At 67.5% G+C, this 22,863-nt stretch carries 17 protein-coding genes; 16 read left to right on the forward strand and 1 reads right to left on the reverse strand.

Translation table 11 applies throughout. The features are described 5' to 3' along the window. The first annotated feature begins 138 nt into the window (after positions 1-138). The 13 genes from ACFWUP_RS08530 (at position 139) to ACFWUP_RS08590 (ending at position 16,676) form a co-directional block, all read left to right on the forward strand. Entirely contained in the window at positions 139-1,305 is a 1,167-nt protein-coding gene (locus ACFWUP_RS08530) for a ThiF family adenylyltransferase (RefSeq protein ID WP_379232137.1), read from the forward strand. Further along, positions 1,302-1,934 carry a GNAT family N-acetyltransferase gene (locus ACFWUP_RS08535; protein ID WP_379232139.1) on the forward strand — a complete coding sequence of 211 codons (633 nt, stop codon included), beginning with the start codon at positions 1,302-1,304 and terminating at the stop codon, positions 1,932-1,934. Before ACFWUP_RS08530 ends, ACFWUP_RS08535 begins: the two co-directional genes overlap by 4 nt. A 173-nt stretch (positions 1,935-2,107) precedes the next feature. After that, entirely contained in the window at positions 2,108-3,082 is a 975-nt protein-coding gene (locus ACFWUP_RS08540) for a helix-turn-helix domain-containing protein (protein ID WP_379232141.1), read from the forward strand. A gap of 193 nt (positions 3,083-3,275) precedes the next feature. After that, positions 3,276-3,488 (forward strand): helix-turn-helix domain-containing protein, encoded by a 213-nt coding sequence (locus ACFWUP_RS08545; protein ID WP_379232143.1) that lies wholly within the window; start codon positions 3,276-3,278, stop codon positions 3,486-3,488. A 68-nt stretch (positions 3,489-3,556) separates the two neighbouring features. After that, positions 3,557-4,000 carry a DUF5990 family protein gene (locus tag ACFWUP_RS08550; protein ID WP_379232145.1) on the forward strand — a complete coding sequence of 148 codons (444 nt, stop codon included), beginning with the start codon at positions 3,557-3,559 and terminating at the stop codon, positions 3,998-4,000. A gap of 191 nt (positions 4,001-4,191) precedes the next feature. Beyond that, positions 4,192-5,610: a glyceraldehyde-3-phosphate dehydrogenase gene (locus ACFWUP_RS08555; protein WP_379232335.1), complete on the forward strand. Its 1,419-nt coding sequence runs from the start codon at positions 4,192-4,194 to the stop codon at positions 5,608-5,610. A gap of 515 nt (positions 5,611-6,125) precedes the next feature. Then, positions 6,126-7,544 carry a family 2B encapsulin nanocompartment shell protein gene (locus ACFWUP_RS08560; protein WP_379232147.1) on the forward strand — a complete coding sequence of 473 codons (1,419 nt, stop codon included), beginning with the start codon at positions 6,126-6,128 and terminating at the stop codon, positions 7,542-7,544. Positions 7,545-7,549: 5 nt separating this feature from the next. Further along, positions 7,550-9,805 (forward strand): germacradienol/geosmin synthase, encoded by a 2,256-nt coding sequence (locus ACFWUP_RS08565; protein ID WP_379232149.1) that lies wholly within the window; start codon positions 7,550-7,552, stop codon positions 9,803-9,805. After that, positions 9,802-11,175, forward strand: coding sequence for a family 2B encapsulin nanocompartment shell protein (locus ACFWUP_RS08570; RefSeq protein ID WP_379232151.1), 1,374 nt, complete (start codon positions 9,802-9,804; stop codon positions 11,173-11,175). Before ACFWUP_RS08565 ends, ACFWUP_RS08570 begins: the two co-directional genes overlap by 4 nt. Before the next feature lie 29 nt (positions 11,176-11,204). Next, positions 11,205-12,239 carry a polyprenyl synthetase family protein gene (locus tag ACFWUP_RS08575; RefSeq protein WP_379232153.1) on the forward strand — a complete coding sequence of 345 codons (1,035 nt, stop codon included), beginning with the start codon at positions 11,205-11,207 and terminating at the stop codon, positions 12,237-12,239. 258 nt (positions 12,240-12,497) lie between these two features. Continuing rightward, positions 12,498-13,982, forward strand: coding sequence for a hypothetical protein (locus ACFWUP_RS08580; RefSeq protein ID WP_379232337.1), 1,485 nt, complete (start codon positions 12,498-12,500; stop codon positions 13,980-13,982). A 238-nt stretch (positions 13,983-14,220) separates the two neighbouring features. Further along, positions 14,221-15,456, forward strand: a complete 1,236-nt coding sequence (locus ACFWUP_RS08585; protein ID WP_379232155.1) for an AAA family ATPase — start codon at positions 14,221-14,223, stop codon at positions 15,454-15,456. Further along, positions 15,453-16,676, forward strand: a complete 1,224-nt coding sequence (locus tag ACFWUP_RS08590) for a VWA-like domain-containing protein (RefSeq protein WP_379232157.1) — start codon at positions 15,453-15,455, stop codon at positions 16,674-16,676. The genes ACFWUP_RS08585 and ACFWUP_RS08590 overlap by 4 nt, the downstream gene beginning before the upstream one ends. A 7-nt stretch (positions 16,677-16,683) precedes the next feature. On the opposite strand, the gene ACFWUP_RS08595 is transcribed toward ACFWUP_RS08590, so the two are convergent. Then, positions 16,684-17,073 carry a hypothetical protein gene (locus tag ACFWUP_RS08595; RefSeq protein WP_379232159.1) on the reverse strand — a complete coding sequence of 130 codons (390 nt, stop codon included), beginning with the start codon at positions 17,071-17,073 and terminating at the stop codon, positions 16,684-16,686. Between the two features lie 204 nt (positions 17,074-17,277). Between ACFWUP_RS08595 and ACFWUP_RS08600 the strand changes: the two genes are divergently transcribed. The 3 genes from ACFWUP_RS08600 to ACFWUP_RS08610 all read left to right on the forward strand — a co-directional run bounded on the left by ACFWUP_RS08600 (position 17,278) and on the right by ACFWUP_RS08610 (position 22,843). After that, the gene (locus ACFWUP_RS08600) at positions 17,278-18,024 is read left to right on the forward strand and encodes a tyrosine-protein phosphatase (protein WP_379232160.1); all 747 of its coding nucleotides are present in this window, start codon (positions 17,278-17,280) and stop codon (positions 18,022-18,024) included. Between the two features lie 182 nt (positions 18,025-18,206). Next, entirely contained in the window at positions 18,207-20,402 is a 2,196-nt protein-coding gene (locus ACFWUP_RS08605) for a SulP family inorganic anion transporter (protein ID WP_379232162.1), read from the forward strand. A gap of 233 nt (positions 20,403-20,635) precedes the next feature. Further along, complete coding sequence (locus ACFWUP_RS08610) at positions 20,636-22,843, forward strand: SulP family inorganic anion transporter (protein ID WP_379232164.1); 2,208 nt, start codon at positions 20,636-20,638, stop codon at positions 22,841-22,843. Positions 22,844-22,863: the final 20 nt, after the last annotated feature.

A 22,863-nucleotide genomic window follows, 5' to 3' on the forward strand; every position in this document is an offset into this window, starting at 1 on the left:
TTGAGGGATTGCCGCGCCATGCCGGTGAACCGGAGGTCGGTTAGCTGAAGGTGTGCTGAGTGTATTCTTTGCGCGTCCAGGTCGACAGAGACGAGCGGATATCCGTTCGCCTCATGAGCGTCGGAGGTTCGTGCACATATGGTTCGGCATCGCTCGGTTCCGCGTCCGGCGGTACTCACGCCCGGCGCTGCGACATCGCATTTCTGTCCCGTGCTGCTCGATGCGTCGAGTCAGGACGGATCGCGTGACCTGGAAGCGCTGGCAGCGTCGAGTGCCGTCAGCGCAGTGCACGACACGATCGAAGATCAGCTCGACGAACTGATCCGCTGCGAGGACCCCGCCGTCGCGCATTCGACGGACTCGCTGGCAGCGGCGCGCCGTCGGCTCTGTGGCGAGACGCCGTTGTGGCGGTGGGGAACCTGGGTGTTCTATCCGTGGAACGGCCGGTTGGTGCATGTGCTGGCGCGCGAGGATTTCCAGCGGGTGCGCACCGATCGCAATCGCGACAAGATCGACCGGGCGCAGCAGCGTGATCTGCGCGAGCGGCGGATCGGTGTGGTCGGGTTGTCGGTGGGCAACAGCGCGGCGGTGACGCTGGCGATGGAAGGGGTCGGTGGATCGTTCCGCCTGGCCGACTTCGACACCCTCGGGCTGTCGAATCTCAACCGGCTGCGGGCCGGGGTGGATGATCTCGGGGTTTCCAAGGCTGTGCTGGCGGCGCGTCAGATGTTCGAGATCGACCCCTATCTCGACATCGAGGTGTTCACCGACGGGTTGACCGAGGAGTCGATCGGGGAGTTCTTCGACGGACCCGACGGCACACTGGATCTGCTGGTGGAGGAATGCGACACGGTATGGGCGAAGGTCGCTGCCCGCGAGTACGCGCGCAGCCGCGGGATCCCGGTACTGATGGACGCCAACGATCGCGGCCTACTGGATGTGGAGCGTTTCGATCTCGAACCTCATCGCCCGCTGTTCCACGGCCGGATCGGCGGATCGACCTCGGCCGACGTCGCGAAGATGAATCGGGACGAGCGGCTGTCGTTTCTGTTGGAGGTGGTCGACGAGTCGCGGCTCAGTTCGGCGATGCGCGAGGCGATCGGCGAGATCGGCCGGAGCCTGTCGAGCTGGCCGCAACTCGCCTCCGGGGTGATGCTCGGCGGCGCGCTGGTGGCGGACACGGCTCGTCGGATCCTGCTCGGCGAGCTGATCGAGTCGGGGCGAACCTACATCGACCTCGACGAACTCGTCCCCGCGACAGATTTCGCTCCGGAATTCGTGCGCGAGATGGAAGAAGTCCGTTGACCGTCGACCTGCGCAACGTGGAACTGGTCGGCCCGCGACTGCGGTTGCGTGAGCTGCGTGCCGGTGACCTCGGCGTCTATCAGCGGATCTTCACCGACCCGAACCTGACCCGATACATGGGCACCGACAGCGTGGGCGTCCGGGCGGCCGAGGCCTCGTTCGACGCCGTCCTGCGCTCGCGTGCGGAGAATCCGCGGCGCAAATACACGTTGGCGATCACGGCGCCGGTTGCCGACACCATGGTCGGCACCATCAGCCTGCTGGTCGAGGATTTCGGCAGCAACGCGATGATCGGTGGCCTCGTCGTGATTCCGGAAGGGGCACTGCGTGCGGGTGGGATCGAGGCAGCGCGGCTCATGGCGGCCTTCGCCTTCGGGCCGCTCGGAATCCACCGGGTCTGGGCGGGACACCGGCACGACCATCCGGTGATGGACACGGTGATGTCGGGAGTGGGCTTGACGCCGGAGGCGCGGCTGCGGCAGCTGTACCGAACCCAGGGACAGTGGCGCGATGTGTGCACCTATGCGGCGCTGCGACCGGAGTGGGCTGCGACGGCGACCAACGCCGAACGTCGAATCCTGGCGTTACGGCCGGGTACGGCACGAGAACACGCCACCGCGGGTCGGTGAAATCGGTGCGGCGGTCCTGCCGAATCGGACTCCGGGCGCCCCCACGGCGCGATAGCATCGGCGACTAGAGGCTTGTGTAATCAGTTCGCCCGAATTCCACCACCCGAGAACGTGTAGCGGCCGGCGACGGGAGGGGCTCCACCGCCGGCGAGAATCCGAAGTAGAGATCACAAATGGCAGTGCTGATCGACTCCGACTACTTCACGCCGGCGGACCGGCGCGAGGCCGTGACTGCGATCCTGCAGGAAGCCGACATCGGGGCGAACCTGCAGATGTGGGATTCGCCTGCCGAAGTGGTCAGCAGGCACCAGGCCTGGATGCTCGGCCCGATCGCGCTCACCCGCTCGGAGGTATCCGGTCACCAGGTCTGCCGCACCAGCAGGCACGAGCGATCCACGCCCAGTGACACTTTGACGGTGACCGTACAGACCGGACAGGTCCGCAGGCACGAACAATTCGGTGCGCAAACGCTGATCGAACCCGGCGCCTGCGAAGTGATCGACCTGGCCCCCACCTTCGCCTCCGGCTGGCACGGTCTCGGCGGCACGCTGTGTCTGCAGCTGTCGAGGGAGCGCCTCGGCATTTCCGCGGAAACGGTTGTCGCGGCGCACGGTCGACTGGCGGCATCGCCGCTGTACCCGATGGTCACGGCGCAGATCCAGCACCTCGTCGCCATCGCCGACCAGCTCGAAGCCGATCCGGCCGCCGCCTCGGTGGGCGAGTCGTGCCTGGAAATGGTTCGGGCGCTGCTGATCTCGGCGGCAGGCCGTGGTCCGGGTGACGCCGGTGCCATCCCGGATCAGCTGCTGATCGAGCAGATCCTCGGGTACGTGCGGACCCACCTGTCCGACTCGACCTTGAAGATCCCGAAAATCGCTGCCGCCAACAATATTTCGGTGCGGCACCTGTACAAGGTGTGTGCGCAGTCGGGTATCAGCCTCGAGCAGTGGATCATCGAACAACGCCTGGTCCGGGCCCGCGACATGCTCATCGACATCGGCTACGCGCACCGTTCCATCGCGGCGGTGGCCGGTGCCGTCGGCTTCCGCGACGCCGCCCATTTCGCCCGCCGATTCCGCGATGCGTTCGGCATGACACCACGTGACTGGCGTCGCAGCGCCGCCGAGACGGACGACCCACCGAAGTAATCGGGGTTGCGCGACAGGGTGCGCAACTTTGTGCGTGCACAGTCAGCTGCCGTGCAGTCACAGCCTCCTGCGCGGGCCGATTCGCGGATATCTTTCGAATGTGGCTGCGCGAGACAGCATCACGAGTAGGGCCGCCGACAGGCACCCGCGCCGATGCAGTCCGTGCCAAGGGCGTCGACAGAGAGGGGAGACCATGTCCACGATCGGCAAAGCTATTCGTGCGGCGAGGATGGCCTCCGGATTCACCCAGGCGGAGTTGGCCGACTGGATCGGAATCGCGGACGGAAACCAGATCAGCCGCTGGGAACGCGATGTGGTGCGACCCAGCGCCGACAGTGTCGGCGAGCTGTCGAGAGTCCTGGGGGTGCCCCTCGACAGTTCGTCCAGGGGTGCGGTGTCCTGCTGATCTGAATCCGTTGCGTCGGCTCGGCCCGGATCGAGCCGACGCAACGTCGAGTGCCGCAGAATGGACGGATGCTCATCCGAATCGTGGGGACACAGCTACCCGGTTCGTCGTGTCGGCCGGCGGGGATCGACACGCCGTACTCGAACATCCACGTCGGAGTACAGCGGAAGAATCGTCCGCAAGAACTACTCGACCTCCAGCGCGGTGACTCGGAAACCGTCACGTGGACGGTGGAGTGCACCGTTGACGCCGCGGACGTCCACGGTCCGTACATCCAGGGCCGCCCAGGGGAGCGGTTCCTCTACCTCAGCTGGGCCGCCATCGATGACACCGGAACACCCTCCATGTTCCGCCGCGCCAAACTGATGCTCGCCGACGTCCCGGCGGAGACCTTGGCCGCCGCGGCGGAATCGGGAGTACTGGAAGCTCGGCTCGGGCTCACCGACGCCACCGGAAACCCGTTGTGCGCCAGGGTGAAACCACCCATGATCCGCTGGACTGCCACGAGCTGACCGTTTGTCGGCTTCGACCGAGGCCGGGAGTGTCGGTGCGACGGTGATCTCACCGGTGGGGAGTGGGCATCGGTGAAAAATTCCGTGCTCACTAGCATCGATGCAGCGGAAATATCGTTGAAACCAGAGGACGTGTGTTGACTACCGAACAACTTGATCGCTGGAACGCTCAGGAAGCTGCGGCGGAGGCGATGATTCCGATCATCGGGACGTTGTATCGCAGCAAGGGTGTGACGATTCTGCTGCACAGCCGGTCGCTGGTGAACAAGTCGGTGATCAGCATTCTGCGCACGCATCGGTTCGCGCGTCAGATCGGCGGCGAAGAGCTGTCGGTGGACGAGACGTTGCCGTTTCTGCAGGTGATCAGCCGGCTGGACCTGGGGCCGTGCAAGATCGATCTGGGTCAGCTCGTGATGGCGTATCACGCCGACGGGCGTGGGCTGTCGGTCGAGGAGTACACCACCTCGGTGCTGGCCGAGGTGAGTGACGGCAACAAGGCCGTGTCGCAGGGGCCGCGTGATGTGGTGCTGTACGGGTTCGGACGGATCGGGCGGCTGGTCACCCGGCTGCTGATCGAGAAGGCCGGGTCGGGCAACGGGCTGAGCCTGCGCGCGGTGGTGGTGCGCAGGGGTGGCGACGACGATTTGGCCAAGCGGGCCTCGCTGCTGCGCCGCGATTCGGTGCACGGGCACTTCAACGGCACGATCAAGGTCGACGTCGAGAACGAGACGATCACCGCGAACGGCAACGTCATCAAGTTCATCTACAGCGATGACCCGACGACGATCGACTACACCGCCTACGGCATCGACAACGCGATCCTGATCGACAACACCGGCCGCTGGCGTGACCGCGAGGGTCTGGAGCAGCACCTGCGCCCCGGCATCGCCAAGGTCGTGCTCACCGCGCCCGGCAAGGGCGACGTGCCCAACATCGTGCACGGCGTCAACCACCGCGACCTGGACCTGTCGCAGCAGATCTTCTCCTGCGCCTCCTGCACGACCAACGCGATCGTGCCGCCGCTCAAGGCCATCGACGACGAATTCGGCATCGTGCGTGGACATGTCGAGACGGTGCACTCGTTCACCAACGACCAGAACCTCCTGGACAACTACCACAAGGCCGACCGTCGCGGCCGCTCCGCGCCGTTCAACCTGGTGCTCACCGAAACCGGTGCGGCGGAGGCCGTCGCGAAGGCCATGCCGGACTTCAAGGCCAAGATCACCGGCAACTCGATCCGCGTGCCAACGCCGGACGTGTCGGTCGCGATCCTGAACCTGCAGCTGAAGCAGGAAACGACCAAGCAGGACGTGCTCGCCTACCTGCGCCAGGTCTCCCTCGCAGGCCCGTTGAGCCGCAACCTCGACTACACCGCCGCCACCGACGCGGTCTCGAGCGACTTCATCGGCTCGCGCGCGGCCTCGATCATCGACGCCAACGCCACCATCGTCGAGGGCGACACCGCGATCCTCTACGTCTGGTACGACAACGAATTCGGCTACTCGTGCCAGGTGGTGCGGACCGTGCAGTACATCTCGGGCATCGAGTACCCGACCTATCCGCAGCTGGGTGCGCAGGCCGACACGCGCGAACTGACCGACGCTCGGTAGCTCGCCCGTCCTGTCCGTACGAAGGTCCGCTGCCTCGATGGGTAGGGGACCTTCGTCATGTCGGCCGAGAAACGCCGCGTGTGGGCGGCGGCTGGATATCTGGACGAATGACTGAGATGTGTTGCCGGACAGTGAGTTCCTGTCGGCAGCGAAGATGGTAGATCGCCGGATCGTCCGGGCGCAACGTATTCGTTTTCTCGCATGGGACCGGCATGTCGGCGTGCCGGAAGGGATTGCCAGACAGTCGCTCTCGTGGTTTCCTTGTAGGGGGAGAGCGGCGTTCGTGGCTCGAGTCTGATGAGCCCGAAGTGGTTGTGTCACAGTTCAATCCACCTCTCTCCCTTCTGTCGATGACGACAACCCGTGCTGAAAGATCCGTTTGTCATGTCATCGACAATCTGAAATAGCTTGTGCTACCAGGCGATTGCTTTGAATCGCCGCCGCTTCGCTGCTCGTGATCTTCACCCCGTATGGCTCGTGCTCGTCCACATGCACTGCGACAAAAGGGATTTCACATGACAGAGTTGGCCGAACCCTTCGCCCCCGCTGCGTCCACACAGCAAAGTCTCAGCACCGCCGCCGCGCGCAATCTGGCCACCACCACCAAGTCGGTGCCCCAGATGCAGGGCAAGACCTCGCGCTGGCTGCTGAAACTGCTGCCGTGGGTGCAGGCAGACGGCGGCGTCTACCGTGTCAACCGGCGACTGACCTACACCGTCGGCGACGGCCGGATCACCTTCGTCACCACCGGCGCGAACGTGCGGGTGATCCCCGCCGAGCTGCGGGAGCTGGGCTATCTGCGCGACTACCCCGACGACGACGCCCTCGACACCCTCGCCGGCCGCTTCGTGCAGCGCGAGTACGCCGCCGGTGAAAACCTCGTGACCCTCGGCAGTCCGGCCGAGGAGCTGGTGCTGATCGCGCACGGCAAGACGAACAAGGTCGGCACCGGCGAATACGGGGAGAGCACTGTCCTCGTCACCCTGGCCGACGGTGCGTTCTTCGGTGAAGAGGCGCTCACGGGCCAGGATTCGACCTGGGGCTACAGCGTCAAAGCCCTCACCCCGGTGACCGCGCTCGTCCTGGACCGGACGGCGCTGGACGAACTCGACCGCACGATCCCGTCGTTGCGCGCCCATCTCGACGCGGTCGCCGCTGATGCCGAACGGCTCGCCGAGCAAGCCAACGATCACGGCGAGGCGCGCATCGAACTGGCCTCCGGCCATGTCGGCGAACCGGTGCTGCCCGGCACCTTCGTCGACTACGAAACCTCCCCGCGCGAATACGAATTGAGCATCGCCCAGGCCGTGCTGCGCGTACACAGCCGCGTCGCCGATCTCTACAACAAGCCGATGGACCAGACCGAGCAGCAGTTGCGGCTCACCATCGAAGCCCTGCGCGAGCGCCAGGAAGACGAGCTGGTCAACAACCCCGACTTCGGTCTGCTGCACAACGCCGACCTCGACCAGCGCATCTCCACCCAGTCCGGCCCGCCCACGCCCGACGACCTGGACAATCTGCTGGCACTGGTCTGGAAGGACCCGTCGTTCTTCCTGGCGCATCCGCGCGCGATCGCCGCGTTCGGCGCCGAATGCAACCGCCGCGGCCTCTACCCCACCAGCATCGACTTCGGCGGCCACAAGGTGCCCGCCTGGCGCGGCATTCCGATCCTGCCGTGCAACAAGATCGGCGTCTCGGCCACCAACACCACCGCGATCATGCTGATGCGCACCGGCGAGGAAGACCAGGGCGTGATCGGCCTGCGTCAGACCGGCATCCCCGACGAATACGAGCCCGGCCTGAACGTGCGGTTCATGAACATCGACGAGAAGGCCATCATCTCCTACCTCGTCAGCGCGTATTACTCGGCGGCGGTCCTCGTGCCCGACGCGCTGGCGATCCTCGAGAACGTCGAAATCGGTCGCGAAGGCTGACGGCGGTGCAGCCCTTCCACCTGCCCGAGTTCTACATCGCCCATCCGCCGAGGCTGAACCCGAATGTCGAAACCGCTCGCGCGCATACGAAGTCGTGGGCGCACGACATGGGCATGCTCGGACCGACGGTCGGTGGTGACGTGGTCTGGGACGAGCCGACCTTCGACGGGATGGACTACGCGGGCCTGTGCGCCTACACCCATCCCGACGCCGACGCCGAGGTCCTCAACACCGTCACCGACTGGTACACCTGGGTCTTCTACTTCGACGATCACTTCCTCGACGCCTTCAAGCGCACCGGCGATCTCGACGGCGCGCGCGAATACCTCGACCGGCTGGCCACTTTCATGCCGGTCGACCCGGCCGCGATGCCGGAACCGACCAATCCCGACGAGGCCGGGCTGGGGGATCTGTGGGCGCGCACCGTACCGGTGATGTCGTCGGCCTGGCGGGAGCGGTTCGCCGAGAGCACCCGCAATCTGCTGCTGGACTGCGTGTGGGAGATCCGCAACATCAACGGCGCGCGCGTGCCGAATCCGATCGACTACATCGAGATGCGGCGCAAGGTCGGCGGCGCGCCCTGGTCGGCGGACCTGGTCGAATACGCGCGCGGGATCGAAGTGCCCGAAGCGCTGGTCGGGTCGCGGCCGCTGCGGGTGCTGAAGGACACCTTCTCCGACGCGGTGCACCTGCGCAACGACATCTTCTCGTATCAGCGCGAAACCGAACAGGAAGGTGAGGTCAACAACGGCGTGCTGGTGGTCGAGCACTTTCTCGGCTGCTCGCCGCAGGAAGCGGCGGATCGGGTCAACGATCAGCTCACCTCGCGCATGCACCAATTCGAGAACACCGTGCTCACCGAGCTGGGACCGTTGTTCGACGAGCACGCGATCGACCCGGCCGGGCGGGCGTCGACGTTGTCGTATGTGCAGGGCCTGCAGGATTGGCAGTCCGGTGGGCACGAATGGCATCTGCGGTCCAACCGGTACATGAACGAGTCGGCTGGGGCGCGTCAGGTGCCCGTGCTCGGTGGCCCGAAAGGTCTTGGAACATCGGGACTTTCCGGGTTGGCTCGCGGGTTGGCGGCCCCCGGTGGGTTGCGTAACCACAGTCGGGGCCTGAGCGCCCCGGCCGGCCAGTTGCCGTTGCCCGAGTTCGATGTACCTTTCGAGGTGAGTGTGTGCCCGCACCTGCCCACGGCTCGCCGCGAGAGCATTGACTGGGCAGGTCGCGTCGGCTTCTACGACGCGATTCCCGAACTGGGTGGGCGCCAACTGTGGACCGAGCAGGACAACGTGGGATTCGACTTCGCCCTGTGCTCAGCGGGTTTGGATCCTGATGCGACCGCGGAAGCGCTCACCTTGTCGGCGTGCTGGCTGACCTGGGGCACCTGGGCCGACGACTATTACCCGGCCCTGTTCAACCCGACCGGTGCGATGGCGGCGGCCAAAGCCGCCAACGCGCGCCTGTCGCTGTTCATGCCCGTCGACCTCGGTGCCGTACCGGAGCCGCTGAATCCGCTCGAGCGCGGCCTGGCCGATCTGTGGCCGCGCACCGTCGCCACGATGGCACCGGGCGCGCGAGAGACGTTCAAGTCCTCGGTCGAGCGGATGGTCGAGAGCTGGCTGTGGGAACTGGCCAACCACATTCAGCACCGGGTGCCCGATCCGGTGGACTACCTCGAAATGCGCAGGCTCACTTTCGGTTCCGATCTCACGATCGGTCTGTCCAAGATCGGCCGCGGCGGCCTCGTGCCCGACGCGGTGTTCCAGACCAGCACCATGCGCGGTATCGAACAGTCCGCGATGGACTACGCCGCCCTGATCAACGACCTGTTCTCGTATCAGAAGGAAATCGACTACGAGGGCGAGCTGCACAACATGGTGCTCGTGGTCGAGACCTTCCTCGCCTGCGATCGGGACCGTGCCGTCGCGATCGTGGCCGATCTCATGCGGGCCAGGATGCGGCAGTTCCAGCGACTCGTGCTCGAAGAGCTGCCGGTGCTGTTCGAACACCACCGGCTCGACGCCGCCGCGCGCCGGGCGCTGACCGACTACGTGGGCGAACTGCAGGACTGGATCGCGGGCGTGCTGCTCTGGCACCGCGACACCAGCCGGTATGTGCCCGAAAACCAGCGCTACCCACCGGCACTCGGTGTCGTCACGGCGGTGCCGAGGTTCGCTCCGCACGGGCTCGGTACCTCGGCCGCTCGACACTTTGTGCGCACCCCTTCCCCTCGAACGGTCAGGAGTAGCTCGTGACTTCAGCAGAACTCACCGCCCTCGGCGTCCCCGCGGCGCGGGCGCTGTCCACCACCACGAAATCCGTTCCACAGAACCAAGAACGCACCCCGCTGTGGCTGCTGCGCGAACTGCCGTGGGTGGAGGTCGACGGCGGCACCTACCGGGTGAACCGGCGGCTCACCTACACCGTCGGCGACGGCTACATCACCTGCACGCTGTCGGGTGGGAACTACCAGGTCATCGCACCGGAACTGCGGGAACTGCGCGCCTTGAGCGGTGTCGACGACGAGGACGTCCTGCGCGAACTCGCCTCGGCGTTCGTCCAGGAGGAGTTCGGCCCGGGGGAGACCCTGTGCGAATTCGGCAGCCCGATCGATCGGCTCTTCGTGATCGCGCACGGGCAGGCGGTCACCAATCGCACGGGCGAGTACGGGGACCGGGTGGTGCTCGATGTCGTCGGCGACGGCGGCGAGCTGGGTAGCGAGGTGCTCCTCGACGAGTCGGCCATCTGGGAATTCACCGCCACCGCCGAGACCAGCTGCACGGTGCTCAGCCTGGCCAGGAACGACCTCGAGCGCATCCTCGACCGCAGTCCCGCACTGGCGCAGCATCTTTCGGCGGTCCGTGAGGCCGACCGGCAGGCCAGGGGCAAATACAACAAGCGCGGCGAGGCGTCGATCGACCTGGCTTCGGGGCACGTCGGTGAGCCGGTGCTGCCGGGCACGTTCGTCGACTACGACGCGAGCCCGCGCGAATACGAACTGAGTGTGGCGCAGACCGTGCTGCGGGTGCACACGCGCGTCACCGACCTGTACAACAAGCCGATGAATCAGCTCGACCAGCAGGTGCGGTTGGCAGTCGAGGCCCTGCGGGAGCGCCAGGAATCCGACCTGCTCACCAATCCCGACTATGGGCTGCTCAACAATGTCGACCCGACGCAGCGGTTGCGTTCGGTGAGCGGCAAGCCCACCCCGGACGATCTGGATCGGCTGCTCGCCCGCCGCCGCAAAACCGCGTTCTTCCTGGCCCACCCGCGCACGATCGCGCGCTTCGGGCACGAATGCAGTGCGCGCGGTATCTATCCGAGCACGACCGAACTGCACGGCAAGCCGGTGCGGGCCTGGCGGGACGTGCCCCTGCTGCCGTCGAACAAGATCCCGATCAGCGCATCGGGGGCGAGCACCATCCTCGCGATGCGTGTCGGCGCCGACGACGAAGGGGTGGTCGGGCTGCGCAGCACCGACCTGCCCGACGAGTACGCGCCGGGAATCACCGTGCGGTTCAACGGAATCGACGACAAGGCGGTCGCTTCCTATCTGATCAGCGCCTACCACAGTGCGGCGGTGCTCGTCCCGGACGCGCTCGGGGCGCTGACCACCGCTGTGTAGGCGATCGGCTCGATGGAAAGGAACTGCGCATGACGATCAGTACTACTGGCATCGCGGTCGAGCAGGCCCCTGCGGTCGACGGTCGCGAGCCGTTCCGGACGGCGCTGCGGACCGCGGTCGAATCGTTGCCCGAAGCGATCCGCCACATCGCCGGTTACCACTTCGGCTGGTGGGATCCCGACGGCAACCCCGAACAGGCCGACGGAGGAAAGTCGTTGCGGCCCAACCTCGTTCTGCTGGCAGGCAGGGCGGTCGGCGCCGACATCTCGCAGGCGATGCCCGCGGCGCTCGCGGTCGAGCTCGTCCACAACTTCTCGTTGCTGCACGACGACGTGATGGACCGCGACACCACCCGCCGACACCGCGCGACCGCCTGGCACGTCTTCGGGATCGGACCCGCCATTCTCGCCGGCGACGCACTGGTCACCCTGGCTTTCGACGGACTGGCCCGCACCGGCGCGCGCACTGCCGAGCCGGCGACCCGGGTCCTCAGCGCGGCGGTGCTGAACCTGGTGGAAGGCCAGACCGCCGATATGGCTTTCGAGCGACGGTCCGATGTGAGCGTGCCCGAGTGCGTCGCGATGGTCGACCGTAAGACCGGGGCCCTGTTCGGGTGTTCCGGTGCGCTGGGTGCGCTGGCGGGTGATGCCGGACCCGGTGCCATCGCCGGTTTACAGGGGTTCGGCAACGCGCTGGGTCGCGCGTTCCAGCACGCCGACGACCTGCTCGGCATCTGGGGTGACCCCGCTGTCACCGGCAAGCCCGCGCACTCGGACCTGCGCAACCGCAAGAAGTCGCTGCCGGTGGTGTGGGCGCTGAACTCGGCGACACCGGAGGCGCGGGCGCTGGCGGAGCTGTACGGCCGCGATGCCGAACTCGACGACGACGATCTCGTGCGCGCGGCCGAGTTGGTCGAGTCGGCAGGTGGGCGGGACTGGAGCCGCAGCCAGATCGACCAGCTCTTCTCGAGCGCCATGCTGGCCCTGTCGGGTGTGCGGGGCGAGGACGGGGCGGTCGCTGACCTGCGGAATCTGGCGGCTTCGGCGGCCCGACGCGACAGCTGATCACCGCGGGCGGGTGCCAGGCCGGTGCCCGCCCGCGCTTGTCGGGTCGCGGGTTGTTGTGCATACTTGGCTCATGACTTCCAGTCGAAAGGGCGTCCTGCGCCCGGGCCGTTGAGCCCCTCGCCGGTCATCGCACCGGCTTCCCTCCCGCTCGATCGCGGGAAAATCACAGAACATCCGCCAGGCTTTCGTGCGTCCTATGACGATGCGCGCCTGGATCTCTGGGCTCGTGTGCGCGAATTGGCCGTACCGCCTCCGATGATCGAGGTCGCCACCGCCCGGCGCCTCGTCGGCGACTGGTCCGGGGCGTGCGCCGCGGCCCATGTCGATGTCGAGGTGGACCTTCGGGCGTTGGCGCGCACGCACGGGCGGGGACTCGCCGCCCGTGTACGGGCCGACCTGCGGTACCTGGCCCCGGATCTGCTGCGCTGGCATCTACCCAGAATCGCGCCGGACGGATTGGTGCGGCCCGGGTTGACGATGGCGCTGGCTCGCTACGACGCCGAGGGTATCGGCGATCTCGATGCCGGAATGCCAAGGCCCAGTATCGGTTCCGTGTACCTGGTGGTCCGCACGCCACCGGCGTGGGCGGCGGCCGGTCAGCGGATCAGCCTCGCGCTGTGGGACACGGCGAGCCCCGCGACCAGCGCGCGCTTGCACCCACACCCACGACCCAACAGTCGCTATCGGCTCGACCTGCACCGTCACCTCTGGGATTCGCGCCGGGCCGCGGAGCTTCGAACTCGCGCTGGGACAGGTCAATCGGCCGACTCGAGACGCACGCACGGAGACGACTCGACGCCGCTGCCTCCGGGAGACGGACCCTGCTTCGGTTGGTCCGGTTCGGAAGCGGAAGCTGGTCACGCCCAGTCCAGGTGGGCTGGTCCGGTCTTGGAGGCCGGTCATTCCGACTCCGGGTCGGCTGGTTCGGTCGTGCAGACCGGTCGTTCCGACTTCGGGCTGACCGGATCGGTGCCGCAGGGTTGTGCAGTCGATCGGTGGGCGGACGAAGCGGGACTCCTACTGAGAGCCGAGGGGGTGGGGTCCGGGCTGGTTCTCGTGCGGTGTGGTGCGCGCAAACGAGTGGTCCTGGACGTGGATGCGAATTCATCCACCGTGCGGATTTCGAGGGAATGCCCGCGTGGCGGAATCTCCGCACTTCCGGTCCTGCCGGACGCGGCGACCTGGGTGCTCCCGGACTTGGAGTTGATCGGCGCCGGCCTGATCGCCGCCGATCAACTGCACCCACTCGTCGCTTCGGCGCTCGGCTACGACGGCGCGCACACCGATACCGCCGGATCGAGCGCCGGCCATCGGATCGTGGCGTGCCGAGGCGAACACCACCGGATCGGTCTGGTGAACGGGGTGCTCGCCGCCCTGGATCACGACCCCGCCGAAATCCGCCGCGAAGAACTCCTCGCGGCCCTGACCGGAACCCCGATGCCCTGTCTGCAAGCCATCGACCGGTCACTGCGGCAACCGGATTGGCTCGTCGGCGTCTGCGACCGCCTCGACCACGGCGATATCGACGGCGCCCTCGCCATCGTCGAGGCCCGACTCGGTGCCGACGCGGTGCTCCGCGACGGACCACTCCGGGACGCCCTGGAAAACGCTGTGCGGCAACGGATCACCTACGGGCTGTTCCGGGCAGGTCTACCCGCGCCAGGTCACGGCCGCATCCCTGCCCACCAGAAGGACCGAAAGGGACGCCGCGCGCGTCCGAGGCACGCCGTCTTGCACTGAGTCGTCGACACGGTCACGCGCGGTCGCATCGACTTCGTGTGCTGGTCGCACGGCCCAACGCCGGTCGACTGATCGGCGCCTGGCCGCAACGGCCGACCGATCTGCGAGTCGCGGGGCCCTGCGTCAACCGGCCCGCTCGTGCGATCGCGCCGGGTGGCACTCGTAATCCGTCGGCCGAGCCCGAGCTCGAACACTTCCTGATCCGTCCAATTCTTCTGAACCCAAAGGTGATTCACACATGACTGTTCACACTCTCCGCCCGGCATACGCCGACTCCCAGCTCGACGTCGCAGGCGAACTCCTCACCTTGCTCGGCGAGGTGAAGACAGAGCCGCGTCGCAATACCCAACTGGAGGCGCTGACCTTGGCTGTAGCCGCCGACCTACCGGTACTCCTCTGGGGCGAGCCGGGTATCGGCAAGACCGCCGCCCTGACCCAGCTCGCGGAGTCACTGGACCTGCCGCTGACCACAGTGATCGCGAGCGTCCATGAACCATCGGACTTCTCGGGCCTGCCCATCGTCGGCGACGATCCCGCGACCCAGGGTGTGCCGATGGCGCCACCGGATTGGGCCGTGCGACTCGTGCGCGCCGGTCGCGGCTTGCTGTTCCTCGACGAACTGTCCACCGCACCGCCCGCCGTGCAGGCCGCGCTGCTGCGGGTGGTTCTCGAAAGACGCGTCGGCGCACTGGAACTGCCGCCGGGCGTGCGCATCGTCGCCGCCGCCAACCCGCGCTCCTCGGCGGCCGACGGCTGGGAACTGAGCCCGCCGCTGGCGAACCGTTTCGTGCACCTGCAGTGGACCCACGAACACGACGTGGTCGTCCGCGGCCTCGGTGGAACATGGCCGCGCGCCACCCTGCCCCGACTCGCACCTGAAAGGTTCGCGGAGGCAGTGGGTTTCGCTCGTCGGGCGGTGTGCACACTGCTCGCCGCACGGCCGAAACTCGTGCATCAGATGCCGACCACCGAAACCCGACGCGGCGGTCCGTGGCCGTCCCCGCGCAGCTGGGAGATGACCCTGCGCCTGATCGCCTTCGCCACCGCGGCGGACGCGAGTCGCGATGTGCTGTCGCAGCTGATCCGCGGCACGGTCGGCGACGGCGCCGGTTTCGAATTGCTGACCAGCATCGATCGGATGGATCTGCCGGACCCGGAGGTGTTGCTGGCCGATCCCGCCGCCGCCGAGCTGCCGGTGCGGGGCGACCTGCGTCAGGCCGCGCTCGACGGTGTCGTGGCCGCGGTCCGCAAACGACCGGAGAAGGCTCGCTGGGACGCGGCATGGTCGCTGCTGGTCAAGGCCGTAGAAACCGGCGCCCCTGATCTGGTGGTGGTTCCCGCGACCACCCTCGCCACGCTGCGCCGCGACGACTGGGAGGTACCCGCGGCGATCGAACAGCTCACCGCGGTGGTGTCGGTGTCACAGAGTGCCGAGCGTGCCGCGGCCCGCGTGGCCGTCAAGGTGGGCCGATGACCGCGAACACCATCACTCTGGACTTCGACAAGCTGTATGCCGCACGGCTGCACGCGGTTTCGGCCCGCCCGTATCTGGCGACCGCGCTGTACGCACTGCACATCGTGGAGTCGCCGACCGCGCCGACAATGGGCGTGGACAAATACTGGCGGTGCTATGTATCGCCCAGGTTCGTCGACTGCACACCCGTGGAAGAGCTGGCTTCGATTCTGGTGCACGAGGTTTCGCACCTGCTGCGCGAGCACCACGCGCGCAGCGACCACTACGCCCACGTCCACGACCTGACCGGGCCGGGGGAGCGATTGCGCATGAACATCGCCGCCGACGCCGAGATCAACGACGACGCGTTCGGCGACGGCTTGGTCCAGCCCGCGGGCGCGGTGCTGCCCAGCACACTCGGACTGACGCCAGGCCAACTCATGGAGGACTACCTCGGCCAATTCAGCCTCGGGTGGCAGACACAGGACATGGCGTGGCTCGACTGCGGCAGCGGCGCGGACGGATCGGACCGCGAATGGGAATGGGGCCCTGACGGCGCGGACGGCCTCAGCGAACAGCAGCGCGCAGGCGTCCGGTTCCTGGTGGCGCAGGGCATCGTCGGCCGCCCCGGCGACGCACCACAGGGGTGGCGACGCTGGGCCAACGAGGCCTTGCACCCGTCACAACCCTGGCGAGACCTCCTCGGCGCGGCCCTGCGCGCGGCCGCCTCGGCCCCCGGCGTCGGCGAGGACTACACCTACCGACGCCCGGCCAGACGCTCCGCGGCACTGCCCGGCATCGTCCTGCCGAGCCTGCGCCGCACCCCACCCAAGGTGAGCGTGGTCATCGACACCTCGGGCTCGGTCAGCGACGACGAACTCGGCAGCGCCCTCCTCGAAGTAGCCGCCATCACCCGCGCCGTCGGCGGCCGCCGCGACCTGGTCACCGTCTACTCCTGCGATGCCGCGGCCCGCATCGCCCACCCCCTGTGCCAGGCCGAGGGCATGATGCTCGTCGGCGGTGGCGGCACCGACCTGCGCACCGGCTTCACCAAGGCCCTGCGCACCCGCCCGGATGTGCTCGTGGCACTCACGGACGGTCAAACACCGTGGCCGTCGCAGCAACCGGCCTGCCGAACCGTCGTCGGACTGTTCCGCCGCGAGCGCCAATGGCGGCACGACGACCCGGACTACATCCCGGACAACCCACCCGAGTGGGCGCGTGTGGTCGAGATCGGCTGACGCCGACCTACCGGCCGCGCCGCGCCCGCACCAGCATGACCGAACCGGACAGCACGAGCCCGGCCAGCGGGATCAACGGCAGATACGACACCCACACGATCGGCTCCGGCTGGGCCAACGCGATCACGGTGGCGACCACAGCGACCACGAAGATCACCGCCGACCATCGATGTATCTGGCGGATGCGGCCGGAACTCCCGCCGAACGCCGCCGCGACCGACCGGCCGCGCACGAACTTCACCAACATCAGCGCACCGGACAGGAACAGTCCGGCCAGGGGAATCAGCGGTAGGTAAACCACCCATTCCGGTCCGCTGAGCGCCAACCCGAGCACCGTGATGAGAACCGCCGCGAGAAACCCGACGGCCAGCCAACGATGGAACTGTCGAATCCACATAGAAACAATGCTTCCACGGCGCCGACCTCGAAACTTCTCGATTCCTGATCGTTTCACCCGCGCTGGATCTCGCCACGCTGCGGCGCGAGCACCGCTGTCGACCGCCATCGCACGAACCGATCCGGCCATCGATGTTCGTGATCGCTGACGCGGTGCGCGCGCGAAGGGAGGAGCATCCGACCCACCCTGTGAGATCGGAATGCGATGACCAACGGTGAGACGTCTTCGACAGGTCGCGAACTGCCGCTGCGCGGTGCGGTGAACGCGCGGGATCTGGGCGGGCTGCGCACGGTGGACGGGCGGCAGGTGCGCCGGATGCGGGTGTTGCGGTCGGATCTGCTGACCGGGCTGGACGCCGGTGATGTGGCGTTCCTGCTCGGCGAGTGCGGGCTGCGCACGATCGTCGACCTGCGTGCACCGGACGAAACCGTCACCGACGGAACAGGTTCCATCGTCGACACCGTCGCGACCTACCGGAACCTGCACGTCTACGGCGCGAGCCGGGTACGCCTCGACCTCACCGAAGTCGCACCCGACTCGAGCCTGTTCGATCGTTACCGCGAATACCTCGAGCACAGCGGCGAGAACATCGCCGCCGTGCTGCGCCTGCTCGCCACCTCGGGGCACCTGCCCGCGCTGATCCACTGCGCCGCGGGCAAGGACCGCACCGGCGTGGTGGTCGCCCTGCTGCTCGCCGTCGTCGGGGTGCGCACCGACGACATCATCGCCGACTACGCCGCGACCACCCCGAACCTCGCGGCGCTGCGGGCCCGCGGCCCACGACCGGACAACCGGGTGCCTGCCTGGGTTTTCGCCGCCGAAGCCACCACCATGCGCCAGTTCCTGACCCACCTCGACACCGAGTACGGCGGCCCCGCGGCCTGGGCGACCGGCGCCGGTCTCGACCGGGCGACCCAACGCCGGTTGGCCGACAGTCTGCTATGTGACTGATATCACAAATCGGCCGCGATTGATCACAATCTCGCCGAAAGGCTTTCCTAGCGCTTGAGGAGTTCTTTACCATTGTCGCGGTCTTCGCGTTTTGAGTCAGAGCTCCACGAAGCCGTTCGCCTCTATTGCCAGTGCATGTTCGACCGATGAACCGCCGAGTCCGCTCGCGGCGAAGGAGAATGATGGCTACCGACAATGCTCAGGGCCCCCGATGGAAAGCTGTTCTGCGACACGATCTTCCCGCGTCCGTGGTGGTGTTCCTGGTGGCGCTACCGCTCTCGATCGGTATCGCCGTGGCCTCGGGCGCACCGGTGGCCGCCGGGTTGATCGCCGCGGTTGTCGGTGGTGTGGTGGCCGGACTGCTGGGCGGTTCGCCGTTGCAGGTCAGTGGGCCCGCGGCGGGGCTGACCGTGGTGGTCGCTGAGACGATCGCGCAGTTCGGTTGGCGAGCAACCTGTTTCATCGTCGCCGTGGCGGGTGTGTTGCAGATCCTGTTCGGGCTCAGCAGGATCGCCCGCGCGGCGCTGGCCGTGGCGCCGGTGGTGGTACACGCGATGCTCGCCGGTATCGGCATCACCATTGCGCTACAACAACTTCTGGTTCTGCTGGGTGGGGTGTCGGGTAGCTCGAGCCTGGCCAATCTGAGTGCGCTGCCCGCCCAGCTGCGTGACGCGCGCTGGGGTGATGTGGTCGTCGGCACCGCGGTCATGGCGATCCTGCTCGGCTGGAAGTACCTACCGACCAAGATCCGCCTCGTCCCGGCGCCGCTGGTCGCGATCCTCGCCGGTGCCGGGCTGGCGATGGTGTTGCCCACCGAGATCGAGCGAATTGTGTTGAACGCCTCCCTGTTCGACTCGATGACCCTGCCGCAGGTGCCGACAGGGGCGTGGTGGCATGTGGTGTTCACGGTGCTCACCATCGCGCTCATCGCCAGCGTGGAAAGCCTGCTCTCGGCGGTGGCCGTCGGCCGGATGCGCAACGGGCAGCGCGCCGACTTCGACCGCGAGATGCTCGGCCAGGGTTCGGCCAACCTGCTGTCGGGCCTGATCGGCGGGCTGCCGGTCACCGGCGTGATCGTGCGCAGCGCCACCAACGTTCGGGCCGGGGCGCTCACCAGGGCTTCCGCTGTGCTGCACGGCATCTGGATTCTGGTGTTCTCGGTGGTACTGGTCGGGGTGGTGGAACAGATCCCGAAGGCCGCGCTGGCCGGACTGCTTATCGTCATCGGCATGCAGTTGGTGAAACTCGCCCACATCAAACGGGCGCTGCGCACCGGTGACCTGCTGGTCTATGTCGTCACGGTCGCCGGGGTCGTCTTCGCGAATCTCCTCGAAGGTGTGGTGATGGGGCTCGCGCTGGCCTTCGCCGTCCTGCTGTGGCGGGTGGTCAAGGTGACGATCACCGCCGCACCGGTGCCGGGATCGTCGCGCTGGCTGGTCACCATCGACGGCTCCTGCACCTTCCTCGCCCTCCCGAAACTCTCGGCGAAACTGGCCGAGGTCCCCGCCGGTGTCGACGTGACGGTGGAGATGACCGTCGACTTCCTCGACCACGCGGCCAGCGAGGCCATCGCCGAATGGGCCGACCAACGCGAATTCGCCGGTGATACCGTAGATTTCGTCGAAATGGGCACCGCGCGCATGGCCCGCGCCGACGCCGCACCACCCGAACGTGGTCAGTCACGCAAGGTGATCGACGAGGCGATCGGGCCGTGGCGCCGCACCGGCGGGACCGGCGACGCCATCACCGCGGGCATCGCCGCCTACCACCGCGGGCCCGCGCACCTGCTGCGCCCGCACCTGCACGGCCTTCGCGACCGCCCCGACGCCGACACCTTCTTTCTCACCTGCGCCGACGCCAGGATCGTGCCCAACATCATCACCAACAGCGGCCCCGGCGACCTGTTCACCGTCCGCAATGTCGGCAACCTGGTCCCGGTGGGTGGCAGCGACGTCTCGGTCGAGGCCGCGCTGATCTACGCGCTCGACAAACTCGACGTGCGCTCGGTGGTGGTGTGCGGGCACAGCGGCTGCGGTGCGATGGAAGCCCTCTACGGGCAGGTCCAAGCCGGGCCCGGCCTGGACGACTGGCTCGCGCACGCCCAACCGACCCTGGCCGAGTTCCACGCGGGCCATCCCGTCGCGGCGGCCGCCGCACTCGCGGGCTTCGGCCCGGTCGACCAACTCGGCATGGTCAACGTCGCCCGCCAGGTGCAGACCCTCGTCGACTACCCCGCGATCCGTGCCGGAATGGCCGAACGCGGTGTCGCGGTGACCGGGTTGTTCTTCGACCTGGCGACCGCGCGGGTGATCGAGATCAACGCCGACGGGATCTCCGGGTTCGACGAGACGCGCGAGATCGCCGCCGAACCGGTGTAAACCCGGGTGGTTGTGGGTCACACCACAGACTGCCAGGCGTTATGGCGAGACCCACTGTTTCTGCGGCACACTGGCTTTGCCAATTCTTTACCAATAGGTTGGATCCATCAGCAGCCGGTTCGCCGTCGCACCGGTCTCTTGCTCGCCCCCTTTGCTTCACCACCGTCCCCGTGATGATCGGCCTCGGCGCTGGATTGCTCGAAACCAGCGCCGGGAGTCGGCGAAGGAGAGTCATGTCTGTCGAGAACGACCTTGCCCCGCCCCGCACGGATGAATCGCCCCGCCCCGCGTGGCAACAGACGCTGCTGCGTCACGATCTCCCCGCCTCCATCGTGGTTTTCCTGGTGGCACTGCCCCTTTCGCTCGGCATCGCCGTCGCCTCCGGTGCGCCGATCGCCGCGGGTCTCATCGCCGCCGTGATCGGCGGTGTGGTCGCGGGCCTGCTCGGCGGGTCGGTCCTGCAGGTGAGCGGTCCCGCCGCCGGCCTTACCGTGGTCGTCGCCGAATCCATCGCACAATTCGGTTGGGGTGTCACCTGTTTCATCGTGGTCACCGCCGGTGTGCTGCAGATCCTGTTCGGGCTCAGTCGAATTGCGCGGGCCGCACTCGCCGTCGCGCCGGTGGTGGTGCACGCCATGCTGGCCGGGATCGGCATCACCATCGCCCTGCAGCAGATCCACGTGCTGCTCGGCGGTTCCTCGCACAGCACCGCGCTGCGCAACCTGATCGAACTGCCCGGACAGCTGCTGTCGCTGCACGGTGACGACGCGATCGTCGGCGCCGTGGTGATCGCGGTGATGCTCGGCTGGAAGTACGTCCCGCCGAAGCTGCGCGCGGTACCGGGCCCGTTGGTCGCGGTGCTCGTGGGCACCGTACTCTCGCTGGGCCTGTCCGATGTCGAACGCATCGAGCTGAACGGGTCGGTCTTCGACGCGCTCGGCCTGCCGGAACTGCCGTCGGGTAACTGGACCGCCGTCGCCATGATGGTGCTGACCATCGCTTTGATCGCCAGCGTGGAGAGCCTGCTCTCGGCCGTGGCCGTCGACAAGATGCACACCGGTCCGCGCACCGGTTTCGATCGGGAACTGATCGGCCAGGGCACCGCGAACGTTCTGTCCGGCCTGGTCGGTGGGCTGCCGATCACCGGCGTGATCGTGCGCAGCGCCACCAATGTGCAAGCGGGCGCCCGAACCAGGGCCTCGACGGTGATGCACGGACTCTGGATTCTGCTGTTCTCGGTCGCGCTGGTCGGGCTGGTGGAACAGATTCCCAAGGCGGCGCTGGCCGGGCTGCTCATCGTGATCGGCACGCAGTTGGTGAAGCTGGCCCACATCCGGCTCGCGCGCCGCACCGGTGACCTGCTGGTCTATGTGGTGACCGTGCTCGGCGTGGTGTTCACCAATCTACTCGAAGGCGTGATCATCGGGTTGGCGCTGGCGTTCGGTCTGCTGCTGTGGCGGGTCGTGCGCGTGCGGGTGGAGGCGGCACCGCTGCCCGACGGCACCTGGCAGGTCCACATCGACGGCTCGTGCACCTTCCTCGCCCTGCCGACACTGTCGGCTGAACTGGCGAAGGTGCCCGCAGGAGTCGATGTGACGGTCGAGATGACCGTCGACTTCCTCGACCACGCCGCGTTCGAGGCGATCGAGGACTGGCAGCGTCAACACGACAGCACCGGCGGCCGTATCGATTTCGTCGAAATCGGGCACGCCAAGATGGCAGCCACCCCGGCCTCGCCGCCCACCCGCGGGTTCGCGCGCGCCGCCATCGACGACATGCTGCGCCCGTGGCGGCATCAGAAATCCGGTGGTGCGGCGGTGACCGCGGGCGTCGCGGCCTTCCATCGCAGCCACGCCCACGTGGTGCGCCCGCACCTGGACGGGGCGCATCAGGATCCGGATTCGTTCTTCCTCACCTGCTCGGATTCGCGGATCGTGCCCAATGTGATCACCAACAGCGGCCCCGGTGACCTGTTCACCGTGCGCAATGTCGGCAACCTGGTGCCGGTCAGCGGCGACGATTCGGTCGAAGCGGCGCTGACCTTCGCGCTGGACTCCCTTGCCGTCCGCACGGTGGTGGTCTGCGGGCACTCCTCGTGCGGGGCGATGAAAGCGGTCCACTCCGCCGCCGATGCGGGCGGTGGGCTCGGTTCCTGGTTGCGCCACGCCGAGCCGACGCTGCAACGGTTCCGCGCGGGTCACCCGGTGGCCGCCGCGGCCAGGGAAGCGGGGTACAGCGAGGTGGATCAGCTGAGCATGGTCAACGTCGCCGTGCAGCTCGAGACCTTGAGCCGCAACCCCGCCGTGCGGCGTGCCGTTGCCGAACGTGGGCTCGAGCTGTCGGGGCTGTTCTTCGATATCGCGGGTGCGCGGGTGCTGTCGGTGACCGTCGACGGGGTCGCGGCCATCGACGATCACGCCACGCCGGTCGTCACCGGATAACGACGCCGCGACCGCCGACG

Source organism: Nocardia sp. NPDC058658, from assembly GCF_042716665.1.
Classification (GTDB): domain Bacteria; phylum Actinomycetota; class Actinomycetes; order Mycobacteriales; family Mycobacteriaceae; genus Nocardia.